General features: G+C 61.6%; 17 protein-coding genes. 9 read left to right on the forward strand and 8 right to left on the reverse strand.

Going from position 1 to position 19,094, the window contains the following annotated elements; translation table 11 throughout:
• Nucleotides 1-51 precede the first annotated feature (51 nt).
• On the reverse strand, nt 52-345 hold the full coding sequence (locus DKB71_RS14305) for a fructose-bisphosphate aldolase (protein WP_408600796.1): 294 nt from the start codon (nt 343-345) through the stop codon (nt 52-54).
• Nucleotides 346-884: 539 nt separating this feature from the next.
• Here DKB71_RS14305 and DKB71_RS14310 point away from each other — a divergent pair.
• Entirely contained in the window at nt 885-1,688 is an 804-nt protein-coding gene (locus DKB71_RS14310) for a hypothetical protein (RefSeq protein ID WP_408600797.1), read from the forward strand.
• A 36-nt stretch (nt 1,689-1,724) separates the two neighbouring features.
• Here DKB71_RS14310 and DKB71_RS14315 read toward each other — a convergent pair whose 3' ends face one another.
• The 3 genes from DKB71_RS14315 to DKB71_RS14325 all read right to left on the reverse strand — a co-directional run bounded on the left by DKB71_RS14315 (nt 1,725) and on the right by DKB71_RS14325 (nt 4,566).
• Complete coding sequence (locus DKB71_RS14315) at nt 1,725-2,462, reverse strand: hypothetical protein (RefSeq protein WP_274077586.1); 738 nt, start codon at nt 2,460-2,462, stop codon at nt 1,725-1,727.
• 193 nt (nt 2,463-2,655) lie between these two features.
• The gene (locus tag DKB71_RS14320; protein ID WP_274077587.1) at nt 2,656-2,892 is read right to left on the reverse strand and encodes a hypothetical protein; all 237 of its coding nucleotides are present in this window, start codon (nt 2,890-2,892) and stop codon (nt 2,656-2,658) included.
• Between the two features lie 258 nt (nt 2,893-3,150).
• Complete coding sequence (locus tag DKB71_RS14325; protein ID WP_323608578.1) at nt 3,151-4,566, reverse strand: cytosine permease; 1,416 nt, start codon at nt 4,564-4,566, stop codon at nt 3,151-3,153.
• Between the two features lie 245 nt (nt 4,567-4,811).
• On the opposite strand from DKB71_RS14325, the gene DKB71_RS14330 reads away from it, so the two are divergent.
• Nucleotides 4,812-5,723, forward strand: coding sequence for a LysR family transcriptional regulator (locus DKB71_RS14330; RefSeq protein ID WP_274077589.1), 912 nt, complete (start codon nt 4,812-4,814; stop codon nt 5,721-5,723).
• Nucleotides 5,724-5,738: 15 nt separating this feature from the next.
• Here DKB71_RS14330 and argE read toward each other — a convergent pair whose 3' ends face one another.
• From argE to DKB71_RS14350, 4 genes are all read right to left on the reverse strand, one after another.
• Nucleotides 5,739-6,890 (reverse strand): acetylornithine deacetylase, encoded by a 1,152-nt coding sequence (gene argE, locus DKB71_RS14335; RefSeq protein ID WP_408600798.1) that lies wholly within the window; start codon nt 6,888-6,890, stop codon nt 5,739-5,741.
• Nucleotides 6,887-7,564, reverse strand: a complete 678-nt coding sequence (locus DKB71_RS14340; RefSeq protein ID WP_406590843.1) for a DUF1028 domain-containing protein — start codon at nt 7,562-7,564, stop codon at nt 6,887-6,889. Before DKB71_RS14340 ends, argE begins: the two co-directional genes overlap by 4 nt.
• Nucleotides 7,565-7,665: 101 nt before the next feature.
• Entirely contained in the window at nt 7,666-8,082 is a 417-nt protein-coding gene (locus DKB71_RS14345; RefSeq protein WP_008058648.1) for a RidA family protein, read from the reverse strand.
• A 52-nt stretch (nt 8,083-8,134) separates the two neighbouring features.
• Nucleotides 8,135-9,445: a flavin-containing monooxygenase gene (locus tag DKB71_RS14350; protein WP_408600799.1), complete on the reverse strand. Its 1,311-nt coding sequence runs from the start codon at nt 9,443-9,445 to the stop codon at nt 8,135-8,137.
• 478 nt (nt 9,446-9,923) lie between these two features.
• On the opposite strand from DKB71_RS14350, the gene tssB reads away from it, so the two are divergent.
• The 7 genes from tssB (at nt 9,924) to tssH (ending at nt 19,094) form a co-directional block, all read left to right on the forward strand.
• Complete coding sequence (gene tssB / locus DKB71_RS14355; RefSeq protein WP_408600800.1) at nt 9,924-10,427, forward strand: type VI secretion system contractile sheath small subunit; 504 nt, start codon at nt 9,924-9,926, stop codon at nt 10,425-10,427.
• A gap of 34 nt (nt 10,428-10,461) precedes the next feature.
• Nucleotides 10,462-12,027 carry a type VI secretion system contractile sheath large subunit gene (tssC, locus tag DKB71_RS14360; RefSeq protein WP_408600801.1) on the forward strand — a complete coding sequence of 522 codons (1,566 nt, stop codon included), beginning with the start codon at nt 10,462-10,464 and terminating at the stop codon, nt 12,025-12,027.
• Entirely contained in the window at nt 12,024-13,379 is a 1,356-nt protein-coding gene (gene tssK / locus DKB71_RS14365) for a type VI secretion system baseplate subunit TssK (RefSeq protein WP_408600802.1), read from the forward strand. Before tssC ends, tssK begins: the two co-directional genes overlap by 4 nt.
• Nucleotides 13,376-14,056: a type VI secretion system protein TssL, short form gene (gene tssL / locus DKB71_RS14370; RefSeq protein ID WP_408600803.1), complete on the forward strand. Its 681-nt coding sequence runs from the start codon at nt 13,376-13,378 to the stop codon at nt 14,054-14,056. The genes tssK and tssL overlap by 4 nt, the downstream gene beginning before the upstream one ends.
• Before the next feature lie 10 nt (nt 14,057-14,066).
• A complete protein-coding gene (locus DKB71_RS14375; RefSeq protein ID WP_408600804.1) occupies nt 14,067-15,779 on the forward strand; it encodes an OmpA family protein in 1,713 nt (570 codons plus the stop codon).
• Nucleotides 15,780-15,813: 34 nt separating this feature from the next.
• Entirely contained in the window at nt 15,814-16,305 is a 492-nt protein-coding gene (locus DKB71_RS14380; RefSeq protein ID WP_408600805.1) for an Hcp family type VI secretion system effector, read from the forward strand.
• A 143-nt stretch (nt 16,306-16,448) separates the two neighbouring features.
• Nucleotides 16,449-19,094: a type VI secretion system ATPase TssH gene (gene tssH, locus DKB71_RS14385; protein WP_408600806.1), complete on the forward strand. Its 2,646-nt coding sequence runs from the start codon at nt 16,449-16,451 to the stop codon at nt 19,092-19,094.

Here is a 19,094-nt window from a genome sequence, read left to right on the forward strand (position 1 = left end):
ACGACAAGAGAAGAACCCGCATTGAAAGCGGGTTCTCGAGCTGAAAATTGATCACTGCACCTTAGGCACCTCAAACCCCCGTTGCTCAATCACCCCAAACACATCCCGCACATCCTGGAGCAGAATCCGGGCGATGTTGGTGACGGTGTTGATGTCGTTTTCGGCGTAGTCGGGCAGGCTGGTGCAGGCCATGAGGTTGATGTACTGGAGGACGGCGTTGAGGCGTTCGCTGACGCAGTTGTGGAGTTCGCGGATTGGGGCCTGGTTGTCGATGAGGAGGACGGGGTAGCTGGTGGCGAATTGCTTCATGGGGATGAAGCGGGGTGGCGGATTATTCATGGTCACAAGTAAATCTTCCTCGTATCTGTAAGAAGAGCTACTCGTATCGATAGGGCTGCGAAACCCTATTGCCCACTTCTGTCAGCGACGGGCCCGAATATAGGCAGTGGTTTTGGTGGCTGCAAATGAGGTGTAGGGCTGGTTTTGGAATTTTAAGGTCAAAAGATCGCAGCCTGCGGCAGCTCCTACAGGTGCGGGGTGGCACGGTTTTTTGTGGTGAAGGGTCCGGTTTTTTTGGTTGGCGCGGCTCTTCAGGTGTGGAGATAGGGTTTGTCCCAGGAAATGAGGGTGTCGGTACTACAGCCACTTCGCAACCCATCGGCGGACAATTCCCTTGTCAGAATGGGAAATGTCCTACAAGTTTTGCAGATCAAAATCTAACGTTCGTCGGATGTCAGCTGGCTATCAGCGCATTTGCCTGCCCATCTCATCACGGCTGCTAAGCTTCGTCGTTGCAGCACCCGAGCCTGTCCTGGGCTCACGTTGCGTGCGCAACCACGGAGTTCCACGTCTATTCCTGTCGGCAATCTGCACGGAGGCAGGCGATGGTGATCAAGCGCATGGTTGATTCGAGCGCGGCGGGGGTTCCCGTGCCGCTCGATCCTGAAGAGATGCAGCGCGTACTGGCGTTGCTGCTGGCCAGCCCGTTGTTCGCCAAATCCCGGCGCATGGGCAGTTTGTTGCGCTTTCTGGTCGAGCACGACCTGCAACCTTCAAATACCCCCCTTACCGAACACGCCATCGGCATCGCGGTGTTCCGTCGCGATCCGGCGGTGTACTGCACCGGCGACGATCCGGTGGTGCGGGTGCAGGTGGGGCGGTTGCGGCGCAAGCTCGCGGCGCATTATGCCAGCAACGGCCAGCAGGACCCGGTGCGGCTGAGCATACCGGCCGGGTGTTATCGCCTGGCTTATCAGCGGTTGCAAACCAAGGGCATCGCCACCCGCCATCCGGTTTTGCAGATCCAGCCGTTCACCTGCATCACCCCGGATGGCGATGACTTCGCCCGGGGCTTGTGCGAAGAGCTGAGCTGTCGCTTGTTCGAGTCGTTCGAGCAAACGCAAAGCGTGGCCAATCATGTGTTGATGAAGGTGCCGCGCAGCAGCGTAAAAGCAGCGGAGGGCGGACGCGGCGGGCGCTACAGCTATTGCCTGGAGGGCAGCGTGCGGGTCGAGCCGGCGCGGGTGCGGGCGTCGTTGCGCCTGGTGGATGTGGCGCAGGGGCGGATTCGCTGGTCGGCGCAGTTCGATCGCAACCAGCCTTATGGCATCGCCACCCAGGAGGACCTGGCGCAATCGATCTGCCTGTCCCTGACGGGCTACTTTGCCAAAGGCGCGATCGACGAATGAAAGGGGCAACCCTGGGGTTGCCCCGGTGCGCAGCAGTTACACGGTTTTCCATTGACCGCCTTCGTAAAGGCGACCGGCGGTGTTTTCGAACGTCAGGTCGATTTCGATCGCCTTGGAGCGTGAGGTACTGAACATGGTGCTGGTCTGTACGTTCTGTTCGAACCATACGAGGATGGTTTCAACGGGGGTCAGTACGGTTTTACCGGTGACGACCGGGTCCACCGCCACGTAGATCGGCGTGCTGACCTGATTGCCATCGATGCCGGTGGACAGCTGGTTGATCCCCGGATGGATCGGCGCGTACTCGTTCACAAAGGTCATGGACACGTCCGGGCCGCCCGTGATCGCCGGGCTCAGCAGGCCGTGTTCATCGAGTGTCGAGGTTTGCCCAAGACCGATATTGACGATGTTGGTCGAGACTTTGACCTGGACGTTTTCCTTGAACACGTTGGAGGCGAACAGCTGATACAACGGCGTCCAGCTGAATTCGTTATTGCTCAGGTACGCGACATAGGACTGCCAGACCACGTTGTAGTCGGCGGTGCCGACCTTCTTGGCAAAGCACAGCTTGTAGCCAGACTTCTTGAGCAGGGTCAGGTCGCCGGCGGCGATTTCGATGGTGACGGTTTTTTGCGCCGCCGCCAGGGCGGACTTCAAGACCCTGCCATAGTCCGACGCCTTCAGTTGCGTTGCACCCATGATCGACTTGACGGCTTCTTGCACATCATCGTGCAGCTGCTGGCGTTGTTGGCTGACAGCGTTTGATTGGCTCATGGTGTCCCTCTTCCTTGGTGGTGTGTTGGGCAATCGATGGGTGGAGGGCAGTCAACCCGGTCCATCCATCGAGGGCTTCACTCTAGGTTCAGGCCGCGCATGGGCTAAGTGTCTTGGCGTTACAGGCGGGTAACGGGGGGGTATCAATCAGGTTGAAGTGGCGGGGCGAACGACGGGCCGCCCCGCCAGGGCCTCAGGCTGCCTTCACATCGGCCCAGACGAAGTTCCAGCTGGTGCGCTTGCCCTTGGCAATCTCGATCAGCTTGTTCTCATACACCGTGTGATTGACCAGGCCGGCGTAGGTCAGGGTGCGAGCAGCGTTGTTGCCGCTGCACTCGCCCGGTACGCCGCCAGACTCGAACATGGCTTTTATCATGTCGGCTTCCGACGGGGCGCTGCTCTGGTTTTTTTCAACTTTGACGAAACTCATGATGTCACCTCTTCCGTGATGGGAAATCGGTGCGGTTGAGGGTCGACAGCGTTCGTGCCTGCCGCAACACACCGAAGGCCATACTGTATTGGCCTGCCGTGCGGCGCAGAAGTGACAAGTGGGGCGGTGAGGTAACAGCACGATCGGGGGGACGTATCAGCGAAGTATCAAGCGCGGGTCGATTCAGGTGGAGTTTGCTCGCGAAAGGCCTGACGATCCATGTCAGGGCTTTGTCGCGAGCAGGCTTGTGGATCTTGATTACAGGCTGGTAGCGAGTTTCCCACTCGACAACCGACGCTTGTAGGCACTGTCGCGATTGGCCAGCCACCAGTACAGCGGCGAGGTAATCACCAGGCCCACCAACCAGGACAGATCCGCGCCGTTGATGTGCTCGGAAATCGGTCCGACGTACAGCGGCGTGTTCATGAACGGAATCTGCACCAGGATGCCGATCGCGTAGGCCAGCAGCGCCTGCGGGTTGTAGCGCCCGTAGATGCCGCCATCGACGTGGAAGATCGAGTCGATGTCGTACTTGCCCTTGTGAATGGCGTAGAAGTCGATCAGGTTGATCGCCGTCCACGGCACCAGCACCACCAGCAACACCAGCACCATGTCGACGAAGTGGCCGATGAAGTCAGCGGAGGCACCGACGGCGGCGAAGCAGCAGGCGCCGAGCACGATCACCGAGAGCACGGCGCGGCTCTTGGCGGTGGGGATCCAGCGGTAGGCGAAGGTCTGCACCAGGGTGATCAGCGACAGTACCGCGCCGTAGAGGTTGAGGGCGTTGTGGCTGATGACGCTGAGCAAAAACAGCACCAGCATCAGCGGGCCGATGGAACCGGTGGCGAGCTTGACCGCGTCCATGGTGTCCATGCCGACGGGCGTGGCCAGTACGGCGACGGCGCCGAAGACGAACGACAGGCTGGAACCGAGCACGGTGCCCAGGTAGGTGGTCCAGAAGGTCGACGCCACGGGCACGTCAGCCGGCAGGTAGCGCGAGTAGTCGGACACGTAGGGGGCGAAGGCGATTTGCCAGAGTGCGGCCAGGGACACCGTCGCCAGCCAGCCGGAGATGTTGAAGCTGCCGCGGGTGAGGAAGTCGTCCGTCTGCACGTGGGTCAGGATGTAGGCGAAACCCAGCACGATGCCAATGCCCAGCACCCAGGTGCCGATACGATTGAGCACGTGGATGAAGCGATAGCCGATGATGCCGATGATGCCCGAACCCAGGGCGCCGATGACGATGCCCACGGGTACCGGGACACTGTCGACCACGCCGTGCAGGGATTTTCCCGCCAGCACGATGTTGGAGGCGAAGAAGCCGATGTACATGACGCCGGCGATCAGCACCACCAGCAGCGCGCCGAGGGAGCCGAACTGCGCGCGGCTCTGGATCATCTGCGGGATGCCCATCTGCGGGCCCTGGGCCGAGTGCAGCGCCATCAGCACGCCGCCGACCAGATGGCCGACGAGGATGGCGACGATGCCCCACACCAGGTTCAGGTGAAACAGCTGCACGCCGAGGGCGCCGGTGACGATGGGCAAGGGCGCGATGTTGCCACCGAACCACAGGGTGAACAGGTCGCGCGTCTTGCCATGACGGTCTTGCGGCGGCACGTAGCCGATCGTGTGTTTCTCGATGAGCGGGGCGCTCGTTGCTGCAGTGGTTACCATGACGAACTCCAAGGCAAAGTGAGTACGTGGACGTACTTCGGTGAGCGTCGCGCGAACGACGCTTTTCTTGTTGGAGCGATCATGTGCAATGGCTCGGGATAGATAAATTAGTAAGTTTGTTGCTTCAAACCTTAAAAAATATATGCCGCGCCGGCGGTCGCCTCCGGTATGTTCAGCCTTGACACAAAACCCTTGCGGGCACTGTCGATCCCTTGATCCTGATGTTCTGTTTTCCGGAGGTTCCCATGGCCGCCTACAACCTGCGCCAGCTCAGGTATTTCGTCACCACGGCCGACTGCGGCAGCGTGGCGGAGGCCTCGCGCAAGCTCTACATCGCGCAGCCATCGGTATCGACGGCGATCAAGCACCTGGAAGAAAGTTTTGGCGTGCAACTGTTCATCCGCCATCACGCCCAGGGGGTGTCGCTGACCCCGAGCGGCTCGCGGTTCTACCGCAAGGCCCAGGAGCTGCTGCGGGTCGCCCATGAGTTCGAGCAGAATGCCCTGGCGGACAACGACGTGGTGGCGGGACAGATCGACATCGGTTGTTTTGAAACCGTGGCACCGCTGTACCTGCCACGCCTGATCGCCGGTTTCAAGGAGCGCTGGCCCGGGGTGGAAATACGCATTCGCGATGGCGAGCAGCAGGAGCTGGTGCAGGCGTTGACCGCCGGCAGCATCGACATGGCCATGGTCTACGAACATGACCTGGACAGCACCATCGAGACCGTGGCACTGATGCCGGCCCAGCAACCCTATGCCTTGCTGCCCGCCGACCATCGCTTCGCCCAGCAGGCGAAAGTCTCGCTGCACGACCTGGTGCTGGAGCCGATGATTTTGCTGGACGTGGTGCCCAGCCGAACCTACTTCGTGAGCATATTCGAAGAGCGCGGGCTGACGCCGAACATCGTGTTCAGCTCGCCGTCGATCGAGATGGTGCGCGGGATGGTCGGGCGGGGTTTCGGCTTTTCGATCCTGGTGACCAAACCGTTTTCCGAATACACCTATGACGGGCAGAAAGTCGTGTGCGTGCCGCTGGCCGAAAACGTCACCGGCTCGGGGCTGTCTGCGGCGTGGTTGCGCCGGGCACAGCTGACCAAACCGGTGCAGCTGTTCGTCGATTACTGTCAGGAAGAACTGGCCCGACTCTATACCTGAGCGTCGGGCCAGGGATCAGTTGCTGATTGCCAACAACATCCGTTGCAGCATGGCATCGCAGCCGTGCAGTTGCTCCAGGCTGACGAACTCATCGGGTTTATGGCCTTGCTCCATGCTGCCCGGGCCGCACACCACCGTCGGGATGCCCGCCGCATCGAACAGACCGCCTTCGGTGCCGAACGCCACCGTGCCGAATTCCCGGGAGCCGGAAAACGCGGCGATCAATTCAGCGGCTTCGCTGCGGGCATCGGTGGCCAGGCCGGGGTACGCCGACAACTCACTGAAGCGGATCTCGCTGTGCTCGCTCACGGCGCGCATGCGCGGCAACAGCTGCTGCTCGGCATAAGCCTGCAGCTCCTCTGCCACCCGGCGCGGGTCGCGGGAGGGCAGGGCGCGAACTTCGAAGTCGAAGCGGCAGTCGGCCGGCACGATGTTCAAGGCCTTGCCGCCGCCAATCACCCCGGTCTGCACGGTGGAGAACGGCGGATCGAAGCGCGGGTCATGCAGCTCCGGAGCCTTGAGCCGTTGGCCGATGCGCCCCAGTTCACCGATCAGCTCGGCTGCGTATTCGATGGCATTGACCCCGAGCGGGGCGTAGGCCGAATGGCAGGCGTGACCGTGGATGTCGCAGCGCATCGCCAGCTTGCCCTTGTGGCCCAGCACCGGTTTGAGCTCGGTGGGTTCGCCAATGATGCACAGCATCGGTTTGACCGGACGTTGCTCGAGGGCCTTGAGCAGGGAGCGCACGCCCAGGCAGCCGACTTCCTCGTCGTAGGACAGGGCGATATGCACCGGCAGGCGCAACGAGGCCTGCACCAGCGCGGGCACCAGGGCGAGCACGCAAGCGATGTAGCCCTTCATGTCCGCCGTGCCGCGACCGTACAGCAGGCCATCGCGCTCGGTGAGCTGGAACGGCGCGACGGTCCACGGCTGGCCGTCGACCGGGACCACGTCGGTGTGCCCCGAGAGCACGATGCCCGGCCGGTCCGCCGGGCCGATCGTGGCGAACAGGTTGGCTTTGCTGCGTTCCTGGTTGTAGACCAGCTGGCACGGCACATCGAAGCCTGCGAGGTAGTCGCGGACAAACTCGATCAGCTGCAGGTTGGATTCGCGGCTGGTGGTGTCGAACTCCACCAGCGTTGCGAGCAGATCGCGGCTGGCGCTCATCGATCGTCTCCAGCGACGCCGTAGCCAGGGGACCGGTCGGGCGCCAGGGCGCGGTCGATGTAGTCCTGGACCTGCGGACGGTAGGCCTGCCAGAGCTTTTGCAGCTGGCCAATCGGATCTTCGTCGGCCCAGTCGACCCGCAGGTTGACGATCGGCCAGGTCAGCTCACCGACCACCATGACCGCCGCCGAATGCACCGGCCCGGCTTCGCCACCGGCCGCCACGCCACCTTGCATCGCCGCGATCAAGCGGTCGGCCAGTTGGCCTTCAGCCTGTTCGAAGGCGCGGACCATGGCCTCGATCACCGCCGGGCTTGCGAGCATGTTGCCGGCCGCCACGCATTGCTCGCCGGACACCGCGTTATGGTTGCCCAGGGTTTGCGCGCCGCTGAAGTGCGCGGTGCGGCCGAGGTGGTCGATGGCGGTGATCTGCCGGTACTGGCTGTAGCCGTTGCGGGTCAGCACCTTGTCCAGGGCCTCGGCGGGTGCCAGGCCTTGCTCCATCAGGGCCAGGGTTTCCGGGCCAAGGGAGGGCAGGGTGATGTTCTGCGTCGAGACGGCGCCCACACCGGGCAATAACCAGGGGCAGCGGGCGCCGACAGCGATACTCGAGGAGCTGATGGCGATGCCGAACTGACCGGTGTCGGGGCAGCGGGCGGCGATGGAAAAGGTCATGGGGCGGGTCCTTGTCTGGATTTTGTAGGAGCGAGCTCGCTCCTACAGAAGATCAATGGCGGGAGCGGGCGGCTGGAGTTTGTCGCGACGCGGTCTGCCCGTTATTCGGGGATCACCGCAATCACATCGATCTCCATCAGCCACTGCGGCTGACCCAATGCCGTCACCACCAGCCCAGTGGAAATCGGGAACACGCCTTTGAGCCACTTGCCCACTTCCTGGTACACCGGCTCGCGGTAGCGCGGATCGATCAGGTAGGTGGTGGTCTTGACGATGTGGCTCAGGTCGCTGCCAGCTTCTTCCAGCAGTTGCTTGACGTTGCGCATGGCCTGCTCGGTCTGTGCCCGCGGATCGCCCAGGCCAACCAGGTTGCCCTCGAAATCGGTGCCGACCTGGCCGCGCACATACACGGTGTTACCGGCGCGGACGGCCTGGCACAGGTCGTTGTCCAGGCTCTGGTTCGGGTAGGTTTCCTTGGTGTTGAACATGCGAATGCGGGTATGGGTTGGCGTGGTCATTTGAAACTCCTGAAATATTGGGGGCCGGCGCGGTTCACGCGCCGTGCGGGAATCAAGCGTTGGCAGTGGTCTTGTGTGCGGCCGGGCAGGCTTGGGCCTCGCGTTGGTCGGCATCGCGGTACTCGAGATAGGTCCGCTGGATGGCAATGTGATCGGCCACGTACTTGGCGTCATGCCACACGCCCCAGATGAAGGACGAACCGCGACGGGACTGCCAGGGCAGGCCGAGGAAATACACGCCAGCCTCGCTGGACACACCGCGCTGATGTTGCGGCTTGCCGTTGTCGTCGAAGGCGTCGACCTGCAGCCAGCTGTAGTCCACGGCAAAACCGGTGGCCCAGATGATCGACGTCACGCCGGCCTTGGCCAGGTCGAGTTCGAGGATCGGGTTGGAGACACAGTCCGGCTCCGGGAAGGTATGGCGCGCTTCGGGTTCTTCCGGCAGGTCCAGGCCATTGCGTTCGATGTAGGCATCGGCGGCGTCGAGCAGGGCCAGGTAGTTTTCATCGCCCCGGGCCAGGTTGTCCGCCAGGTTCGCCTGGAAGGTCGCCACGCTGCCGTTGAACGATTGGGTCAGGCCCACCAGCACCATGCCGGCATGGGCCAGGCCACGAAAATCCACGGTGCGGCCACCCTGGGCGCCGCTGACGGCGATGGTCACGTGTTCACGGCCGGGTTTCATCGCGGCCTGGTCCCACTCGCCCAGCACCCCCAGCCACCAGCAGAAATCACGGTTGCGATAGGCGCGGGGCGGGCGATCGTGGGCGCCCACCGACAGGTAGACCTGCTTGCCGGAGCGCTGCAATTCATCGGCGATCTGCACGCCCGAGGAACCGGCGCCCACCACCAGCACGGCACCCTCGGGCAATTGCCCGGGATTGCGGTAGTCGGCGGAGTGGATCTGCAGCAGTTGCGCATCCTTGGGGGCGATCGGCGGGATCACCGGACGCTGGAACGGGCCGGTGGCCGCCACCACGCGGCTGGCCTCGATCACGCCTTGGGAGGTCTCGATGGTGAAACCCGGGCGACCGACGTTGCGCTCGACCTTCTTCACTTCCACGCCGGTGCGGATCGGCGCCTTGAACTTGCGGGCATAGGCTTCGAAGTAATCGGCCACGCGCTCCTTGGGGGCAAAACCATCGGGGCTGATGTCGTCGAATTCCAGGCCGGGAAAACGGTCGTGCCAAGCCGGACCATTGGCCACCAGCGAATCCCAGCGGCCGGTGCGCCAGCGCTCGGCGATACGATTGCGCTCCAGCACCAGGTGCGGCACGCCGAGCTTGCTCAGGTGTTCACTCATGGCTACGCCGGCCTGGCCGGCGCCGACAATCAAGGTATCTATTATTGTTTTTTCAATGGTCATCTGCTTGCCCTTCGAAGTTGGTTAACGGTCGGTGTCGACCTGCCATTTCCTGGGCTCAAGACTAGGGATCAGCCTGATATCGGTAAAATATTATTAAGCTGGCATTTGAGTATAAATAATTGATGCAGAGGGTTTGCCCGGGCGGATTGGAGGGGGAGTGCGCAGCCCGTCGGAGAAGAAAAAAGTCGACTCGCGCCCAGTAAAAGGACGTTTTCAGTGGTTTCTTGTAGGGCATTTCTGGAAATAAGTAAGAAATTTCCCAAAGTTGCCGGGAGGGGTGGAATGTGCGAGTGGGATAGTTCATTGTCGTTGTAGGAGAACAGTCATAGTTCCCGTGCGTATATTGTTGCACTCATTTTGACATGGAATTCACAGGCTGTAGCAGGGAAACTTTCTATTCTGTTGGCTAGAGTTTCGAGTTCCTGTCTTGCAGGTTTTAGCGATTGCATTGGCTGTCGCAAAATAATCGGGAGGTGTTATGTCTTCAAGCAGTTTTCAAAACGAAGTGCCGAAGGCCCGGGTCAATATCAAGCTCGATCTGCATACCGGTGGTGCGCAGAAAAAAGTCGAATTGCCACTGAAGCTGATGGTGATGGGGGACTACAGCAATGGCAAGGAGCAGCGTCCCTTATCTGCCCGTAGCAAGGTTTCCATCAACAAAAACAACTTCGATAGCGTATTGGCGGAGTTTTCTCCGGTCTTGAAAGTGGCCGTGGAAAACACCCTGGTCGATGACGCTGGCGACACCTCGGTCGAGCTGAATTTCCAGCGCATGAAGGACTTCGAGCCGGAGCAGGTGGCGCGGCAAATCCCGCACCTTCGTGCGCTGCTGGCCATGCGCAATCTGTTGCGCGACCTTAAGTCGAACCTGCTGGACAATGCCACTTTCCGTCATGAGCTGGAACGCATCCTCAAGGATGATGCGCTAAGTGAGGAACTGCGCGCCGAGTTGGCCGCGCTGGCGCCGGAAGAAAATCGTTAATCCACTTCGGTTCGTTTAAAGGGAAGTTACCTGCATGTCCATCGAAAGTTCCAACGTGCATTCGCGCGGCACTACAGTGTTGTCCGAAGAAAATAAAGGCGTCTATGGCGCGCTGTTTGGCAAGATCAATCTGAGTCCGGTCGATACATTAAGTAGTATCGAAGTATTTCAAAATACCGAGGCACTGTCCGAAGTGTCGGCCGATGAGCGAGTGACGGCGGCCGTCAGTGTATTTTTGAAACTGCTCGGGCAGTCTTCGCAGAAAATCGAGCGCCTGGATAAAGTCCTGCTCGATGAACACATTGCTGCCCTGGATGGGCAAATCAGCCGGCAACTCGATGCCGTGATGCACCACCCGGATTTCCAGCGCGTCGAGTCAACCTGGCGCGGGGTCAAATCCCTGGTCGACCAGACCGATTTTCGCCAGAACGTGCGCATCGAATTGCTGGATATCAGCAAGGATCATCTGGTCCAGGACTTCGACGATGCACCGGAAATCGCTCAAAGCGGCCTGTACGTGCATACCTATACCCAGGAATACGACACCCCGGGTGGCGAGCCGATTGCCGCGGCTATTTCCAACTACGAATTCGATCGCAGTCCGCAGGACATCGCCCTGCTGCGCAATATTTCCAAAGTCGCGGCGGCTGCGCACATGCCATTCATCGGCACCGTCGGCCCGGCTTTCTTCGGCAAGCGCTCGATGGAGGAAGTGGCCGCCATCAAGGACATCGGCAACTATTTTGACCGTGCCGAATACCTGAAATGGAAGGCGTTCCGCGACAGCGACGACGCCCGCTACATCGGCTTAGTCATGCCCCGTGTCCTCGGGCGCCTGCCCTATGGCCCGGACACTGTCCCGGTGCGCAGCTTCAACTATATCGAGAGCGTCAAGGGCCCTGACCACGACAAATACCTGTGGACCAGCGCCTCGTTCGCCTTTGCCGCCAACATGGTCAAGAGCTTCATCGCCAACGGCTGGTGCGTGCAGATCCGCGGGCCGCAGTCGGGCGGCGCGGTCACGGAATTGCCTATCCACCTGTACGACCTGGGCACCGGCAACCAGGTGAAGATTCCTTCGGAAGTCATGATCCCGGAAACCCGCGAGTTCGAATTCGCCGACCTCGGTTTCATCCCGCTGTCGTATTACAAGAACCGTGACTACGCCTGTTTCTTCTCAGCCAACTCGACCCAGAAAGCGGCCCTGTACGACACCGCCGATGCGACCGCCAACAGTCGGATCAATTCGCGCCTGCCCTACATTTTCCTGCTGTCGCGCATTGCCCATTACCTCAAGCTGATCCAGCGCGAGAACATCGGCACCACCAAGGACCGGCGCTTGCTGGAACTGGAGCTGAACAAGTGGATTGGCGGGTTGGTGACCGAAATGACCGACCCGGGCGACGACCTGCAGGCCTCGCATCCGCTGCGTGACGCCAAGGTGACCGTGGAAGACATCGAAGACAATCCGGGCTTCTTCCGCGTCAAGCTGTATGCCGTGCCGCACTTCCAGGTCGAAGGCATGGACGTCAATCTTTCGCTGGTGTCGCAGATGCCCAAGCGCAAGCCCGATGCCGTTCGCGGGGAAGCCAGGTCTTGAAAATCGACCGTCCCGTATGGTCTGCGGGGGCACTCCTGTGCCCCCAGCAGTTCCAGCAACAGGCACGCTGGGAAGCCTGGACCAACGAACGCCTGGCTCACTTGTCACTGGTGCATCCCTGGGGTGTAGCGGCGGTGGCGTTTGACCAGGAGACCCTGCGACTGGGCAAGCTCAAGGCCACAAGGTTGTGCCTGCGCATGCCCGACGGCACCTTGATCGATACCGATCAGGTGGATCGTCTGCCCTCGGCCCTGGAATTGACCCAGCTGCTGTCCAGTGACGTGCAGGACGCCACGGTGTTATTGGCCTTGCCGCTGGAACAGGCCAATGGCAACAACTGCCTGCTCGATGACGGCAAGGTCGAGCGACCGACGCGTTATCGCCAGGACTGGCGCAAGGTGCAGGATTTGTACGAAGGCGAGGCGCAGCAGATCGGCGTGCTGGAACACGTGCTGAGCCTGCGTCTTGCCCACGACGACAACGCCGATTACCTGACCTGCCCGATCGTGCGCCTGGTGCGGGACGGGCAGGGCGCATGGGGGCTGGATGACACTTATGTGCCGCCACTGCTCGATTTTGCGGCTCACCCGGGATTGCTGGCGCAGCTGGATAATCTGTTGACCCAATTGGCCGCCAAGCGTCAACGGCTGATGGGCTTGCGTCGTGAAAGTAACCAGCGCATGGCCGATTTTGCCGTGGCCGATGTGTCGCTGTTCTGGCTGCTCAACGCCCTGAACACCTACCAGCCGATCCTGGCAGATCTCAAGGCGCACCCGGCACGGCATCCCGAATCGGTGTACCGGGAATTGGCAAAATTGGCCGGCGGCCTGCTGACCTTTTCCCTGGAACACGATATCGACCAGATCCCGACTTACCGGCATGAGCATCTGGAAAGTGTGTTCCCCCCATTGTTGCGTCTGATTTCCACGTTGCTGGAGGCCAGTCTGCCTTCGCGTGTGATCGCCCTGGCGCTGGAGGAGAACGGCGACAACCGCTGGAAGGTCAGCCTCAATGATCCACGCCTGCGCGAGCGTGAAGGCGCTGATTTTTATCTGTCGGTGCGTTGCCGCTTGCCGGCAGCACAGGTGCAGAGCCAGTTCCCGCGCCTGTGCAAGATTGGCACCCCGGATGAGGTCGATCAACTGATCAATGCCGCGCTCGACGGTGTGCCGTTGCAGTCGCTCAGCCATGTACCGGCAGCCATTCCGCTGCGACTGGAGAACCAGTATTTCGCCCTCGATCTCGACCATGCCAAGGGCCAGGCGGTGCTGGCTGCAGGGGTCTGCGCCTTCTACGTCCCGAGCACGCTGGCCGAGGTAAAACTTGAACTGTTCGCGGTGTTGCGCACATGAACCTGAAAGCCTCAAGAAAACCAGCCGCACTGGCGGTAGATATCGACGCGTTGTTGCAGGACAGCTACCTGCTGGTGGTGGAACTGTGCAAGGGCGCATCGGCGCACGATGGCATGGCGCTGAAGGACCTTTGCGTAAAGCAGGTCGAACATGTCCGCCAGATGCTCGAGCACGCCGGCCTGAGCCCGCGCAGCATTGATCACATCAGCCATGCCCAGTGCGCCTTGCTCGATGAAACCGTACTCCGTGTGGATAAGCAGGCTCGCGATGCCTGGACGAAAGAGCCCTTGCAAGCGAAGTTCTTCAGTCGCCACCAGGCGGGCGAGTTCCTGTATGAAGACATGCGCGAAGTCTTGCGCGAGCCCGCCCCTGATCCATTGGTGCTGACGGCGTTCCATCGGGTGCTGATGCTCGGCTTCCAGGGGCGTTATCGCGACGCCGACGACCCTGAGCGCGAACAGTTGCTCTGCGCGCTCCATGCACAGGTCGTACCCTTGGCACTCAGCCAGACGCTGGCGACAAAGTTGACGTTCGGACAGGGACTGCGTATTTGGCTGTGGCCGCGTTCGCCACTGGCTCATGGTCTGCTTGTGGGCCTGCTGTTTGTCGGTTGCTGGTGGGGGCTTGACCAGCTGTTGGCCAATCTCCTCAGCTCGGTTTTGCCCGGTGAGGCTTGAGGTGGGACCGATGACGCCGACACTGATGCGTGGTCTCTGGTTATGGGCGGGCGTGCTTTCACTGGCGTTGCTGGTTGTCGTTCCCTTGACCTGGAGCCTGCGCACCATCGCCGTCCTGGTCGTGGTGTGCGTCATGGTCCTGGCCTGGAGTCGGATCGGGCGCCGGACATGCGCGTCAGTGACCCTGGCCGAAAATACCTCGCTGCCTCCGGCCGCCTACCGTCAACCAGTGGTCCTGGTTTGTGGCGATGGCCTGACGGGATTGTTCGGCGCGACGCCGTTGGAACACCTGGCTTTGCGCACAACCCGCCACGGTTGTTATGTGCGGGTACCCGAGCTTGAGCAGTTGCCTGCGATCACCGCCAGCCTGATGACGCTGCGTCCCGAGTGGAGTGGGCAGCTCAGCGTCATGTTCATCGTCAACCCGACCGAACACGTCGACAGCGCCGTGTTGGCCGGACAGGCGCGCGCACTGCGCTATCAGGTCGGCATCGTTCGCAAGGGCGGCGTTGCGCTGCCGCTACTGTTGACCAGTTATGTGCAAGCCTCGGCGGCGGAAGGTCCCTGGTTCAGTTGGGAGGACGGTGAAGTCAGCCCCAGGGTGCGCGAGGCCGGAACCTGCACCAGCCTGGGCGACTGGCAACGGCAGCCTTCAGACAGCGCAACGCGCTCAGCCCGGATGCACACCAGCGTGAAGCTGAACAGTGTCGTGGCATGGCTGGATCACGCGGTTCTACCCCACCTGGCTCCCCGTGATGTGCGCGATCCCGACAGCCTGCCGAGTGTCTGTGCCATCACCTTCGTACCGGCGCTCGCGCAATCAGTCGCGGGCAACCTGTGGCAGCAATGGCTGCGCAACAAGGTTGCACTGCATGACGTCAGGCAGGCGCAGCCAGGGCAGGGCACGTCAATGCCTTTCCCCGATCCCTTGCTGGCGCTGCTGCCCTCGCAGAATCAACGCGCCCCATTGCGCCGCGCGAGCGTCATCGCGTTGTGGATGTTCGCCATTGCCGGGACAACGGCCCTGGCCAGCTCGGCCTGGCAGAACACTCTACTGGTCCGCCAGGTCAGTGACGACCTGCGTCGTTACCACGCCATACCCGTGACAGGACAACCCGATCGGCCTGAATTCATCCTGCGCGAGCAGGCACTTGCGGTGCTGCGCGAGGATGCCCTGCGCCTGGACGGCTACTACCGACACGGCGCTCCCCTGTCGCTGGGACTGGGCCTTTACCGGGGCGAGCGATTGCGCATCAGGCTGCAGTCGACGATTGCCGGTCACCGTCATCCGTCGCTGGCCCCAAGGCTTGCGGGTCATCCAAAGCCGGTGCGCCTGGACAGCCTGTCGCTGTTCAGTACCGGCAGTGCCCAGCTCAAGCCCGGATCGACCAAGGTCCTGATCAACGCCCTGGTCGACATCAAGGCCCAGCCTGGCTGGCTCATCGTGATCAGCGGCCATACCGATGGCACCGGCAGCGCCGAGCAAAACCTGCAGTTGTCCCGGGCCCGGGCGGCCGCCGTGCACGACTGGATGCAGCACATGGGCGGTATCCCCGCCAGTTGCTTTGCGGTGCAGGGCTTTGGTGCCAGCCAGCCCATCGCCAGCAATGACAACGAGGCCGGGCGCAGCGCCAATCGTCGAGTCGATATTCGTCTGGTGCCGGAGCCGGGAGCCTGCGTGTTCCCCGCTACGGGGCCGGATTTGCAACCCCCTGTCGCATAACGCGGCATTCATGTTCAGAGAGAAGGAGCTTCACATGGCAATTCCCGTTTACCTGTGGCTGAAAAATGACGGCGGCGCGGACATCAAGGGTTCGGTGGATGTTAAAGGGCGTGAGGGCAGCATCGAAGTGCTGGCCCAGGATCATGGCCTGACCATTCCCACTGACAATAACACCGGCAAGCTGACAGGCACACGGATTCACACTCCGTTCATGTTCACCAAGGAAATCGATGCCGCCAGCGTCTACCTGCTCAAAGGCGCGTCCCATGGGCAGACCTTCAACAGCGCCGAGTTCAAGTGGTATCGCATCAATGACGCAGGCCAGGAGGTCGTCTACTACACCGTTCTGCTCGAGAACGTGAAGGTCGTAAGCGTCGTGACGAAAATGCACGACATCAAGGACCCGACCAAGGAAAAACACAATCACCTGGAAGACGTCCAGCTGCGCTACGAAAAGATCACCTGGAAGTTCATCGAGGGCAACTACAGCCACTCCGATGCCTGGGACGAACGCCAGAGCGCTTAACCCATTGAACCCGTAGGCATGCCTGCCTGCGGGTCCAGTGTCCAGTGTCCCGTGTTGAGCGTCCGTCCGCGGGCGCTCAGCCAGCCCCGTCGAGCCGGGCTCTTTTTGATTACCAGCCTCACATTTAAGACAAGGACGTACCCATGGTACAGAACGCCTCCCGCTTGCTTCGTCGTCTCAATCCCTACTGTGCCCAGGCGCTGAGCGCGGCGGCGACGCTTTGCCAAAGTCGCGCCCATGGCTACATCAGTATCGAGCACTGGCTGCTCAAATTATTCGAACAGGGCGAGGGCGACCTGACGCTCATTGCCCGTCGCTACGAATGGGATCTGGACGCTCTCTGGGGCGGACTGCTTGAACACCTGGACACACTGCCGCGCAGCGTACACGCCAAGCCACAGCTGTGTGGCAAGTTACAGCAACTGATCAGCAACGCCTGGCTGCGTGCATCGCTTGACAGCCAGGATCACCTGCGCTCAGCCCACTTGCTTGGCGCGTTGCTGGAGTCTCCTGACCTGCTGGCTTGCGAAGCGGCCTGGCCTCTGTTCAGTGTAAGCGAAACCCAGTTGCAGCATCTGTTCGCACTGCTTGATCAACACTCCGAAGAGCGTCCCCAGGCGCAGCAAGCGGCTGCCATTGATCAGGCACAAGTATTGACTGGATCCGCTGCCGTCAACCACGAGGCCTTGCAGGCCGTGCTGGACAGGTTCACCCAGGACATCACCGCCAAGGCCCGGGAAGGGCGGATCGACCCGGTGTTCGGCCGTGACGATGAGATCCGCCAGGTCATCGACATCCTCAGCCGCCGGCGCAAGAACAACCCGTTGCTGGTCGGCGAGCCGGGAGTCGGCAAGACCGCACTGGTCGAAGGACTGGCGCTGCGCATTGCCGAGGGCAATGTTCCGGACAGCCTCAAGCCGGTCAGCGTGCGTACCCTCGACCTGGGGTTGCTGCAAGCGGGGGCCGGGGTCAAGGGCGAGTTCGAGCAACGCCTGAAAAACGTCATCGATGCCGTCCAGCAATCGGCATGTCCCGTGCTGTTGTTCATCGATGAAGCCCATACCCTGATCGGCGCCGGCAACCAGGCGGGCGGTGCCGACGCGGCGAACCTGCTCAAGCCCGCGCTCGCCCGTGGCGAACTGCGCACCATCGCCGCCACCACCTGGAGCGAATACAAGCAGTACTTCGAGCGCGATGCCGCCCTGGAACGACGCTTCCAGAAGGTCAAGGTCGACGAGCCGGATGACCACGATGCCTGTCTCATGCTGCGTGGCCTGAAGGCGCGTTACGCCAGCCATCATGGCGTGCACATTCAGGATGCGGCGGTACAGGCGGCGGTCACGCTTTCGCGGCGCTACCTGACCGGTCGCCAGCTGCCGGACAAGGCCGTCGACCTGCTCGACACCGCCAGTGCACGGGTGCGCATGAGCCTTGACTGCGAACCCCAGGCACTGGTCAGACTCAAGGCCGGGCAGGCGGCCCTGGGACTTGAACGACAAGCCCTGGAAGAAGATGCACAACTCGGTGGCAGTAGCCTTGACGAGCGCCTTGCCTCGATCGATGCGCAACTTGTCGACTTGCAAGACCAACACAGTGAGCTGGTGCGGCAATACCGCAACGAACTCGACCTGACCCGCCAACTGCTTGATGCACGTCAGGCTCACCCCCTGCAGATCACCCTTTGTATGTGGCTGCAACAGCAGCTCGCCGAAGTGCAGGGCGCCCAACCGTTGCTCTCTCTGGACGTCAACCCGCGCAGCGTAGCTGAAGTGATTGCCGACTGGACCGGCGTGCCGCTGGGCAGTCTGCTCAAGGACGAACAGGCCAGCCTGTTGGCGCTGGAGCAGCAGTTGAGTGAGCGTGTCGTCGGCCAGGATCATGCCCTCGCTGCATTGGCCCAGCGTCTGCGCGCGGCCAAAACCGGCCTGACCGAGGAACAGGCACCGTTGGGCGTGTTCCTGCTGGTCGGCACCAGCGGCGTCGGCAAGACGGAAACCGCCCTGGCGCTGGCCGACTGCCTGTTCGGTGGCGGGCAGTCGCTGATTACCCTCAACCTCTCCGAGTACCAGGAAGCCCATACCGTCAGCCAACTCAAAGGCTCGCCACCGGGCTATGTCGGTTACGGCCAGGGTGGTGTGCTCACCGAAGCGGTGCGCCGGCGCCCCTACAGCGTCGTATTGCTCGACGAAGTGGAAAAGGCTCACCGCGACGTACTCAATCTGTTCTACCAGGTCTTCGATCGCGGCTTCATGCGCGATGGCGAGGGACGCGAAATCGATTTTCGCAACACCGTCATTCTCATGACCTCGAACCTGGGCAGCGATGAACTGCAAACCTGCCTGCAACAACACCCTGACGTAACGGACAACACCTTGCAGGAGCTGCTGCGGCCACTGTTGCGCGAACACTTCCAGCCGGCCTTGCTCGCGCGCTTCCAGACCCTGATCTACCGCCCGCTGCAAGTCGACGCACTGCAGCGCATCGTCGCGCAAAAACTCGCCCGGGTCGCCTCGCGCCTGCAACGCCACTACGGCCTGACCTGCCAGATCGACAACGCACTCAACCAGGCCCTGGTTGCCGCCTGCCTGCTGCCCGATACCGGCGCGCGCAACATCGACAGCCTGCTCAACCAACAGATCCTGCCGGTGCTCAGCCAGCAACTTCTGCAGCGCCAGGCGACCCGTCAACAAACCCAGGGGGTGACCCTGGGTTACAGCGACGATGAAGGCATCACGCTGCAGTTCATCGACACACAGGAAGCGATGCCAAGCGTCGTCAAGGAGGCCTGA

The organism is Pseudomonas sp. PLMAX (assembly GCF_046042685.1).
In the GTDB taxonomy this organism is placed as follows: Bacteria; Pseudomonadota; Gammaproteobacteria; order Pseudomonadales; family Pseudomonadaceae; genus Aquipseudomonas; species Aquipseudomonas putida_AE.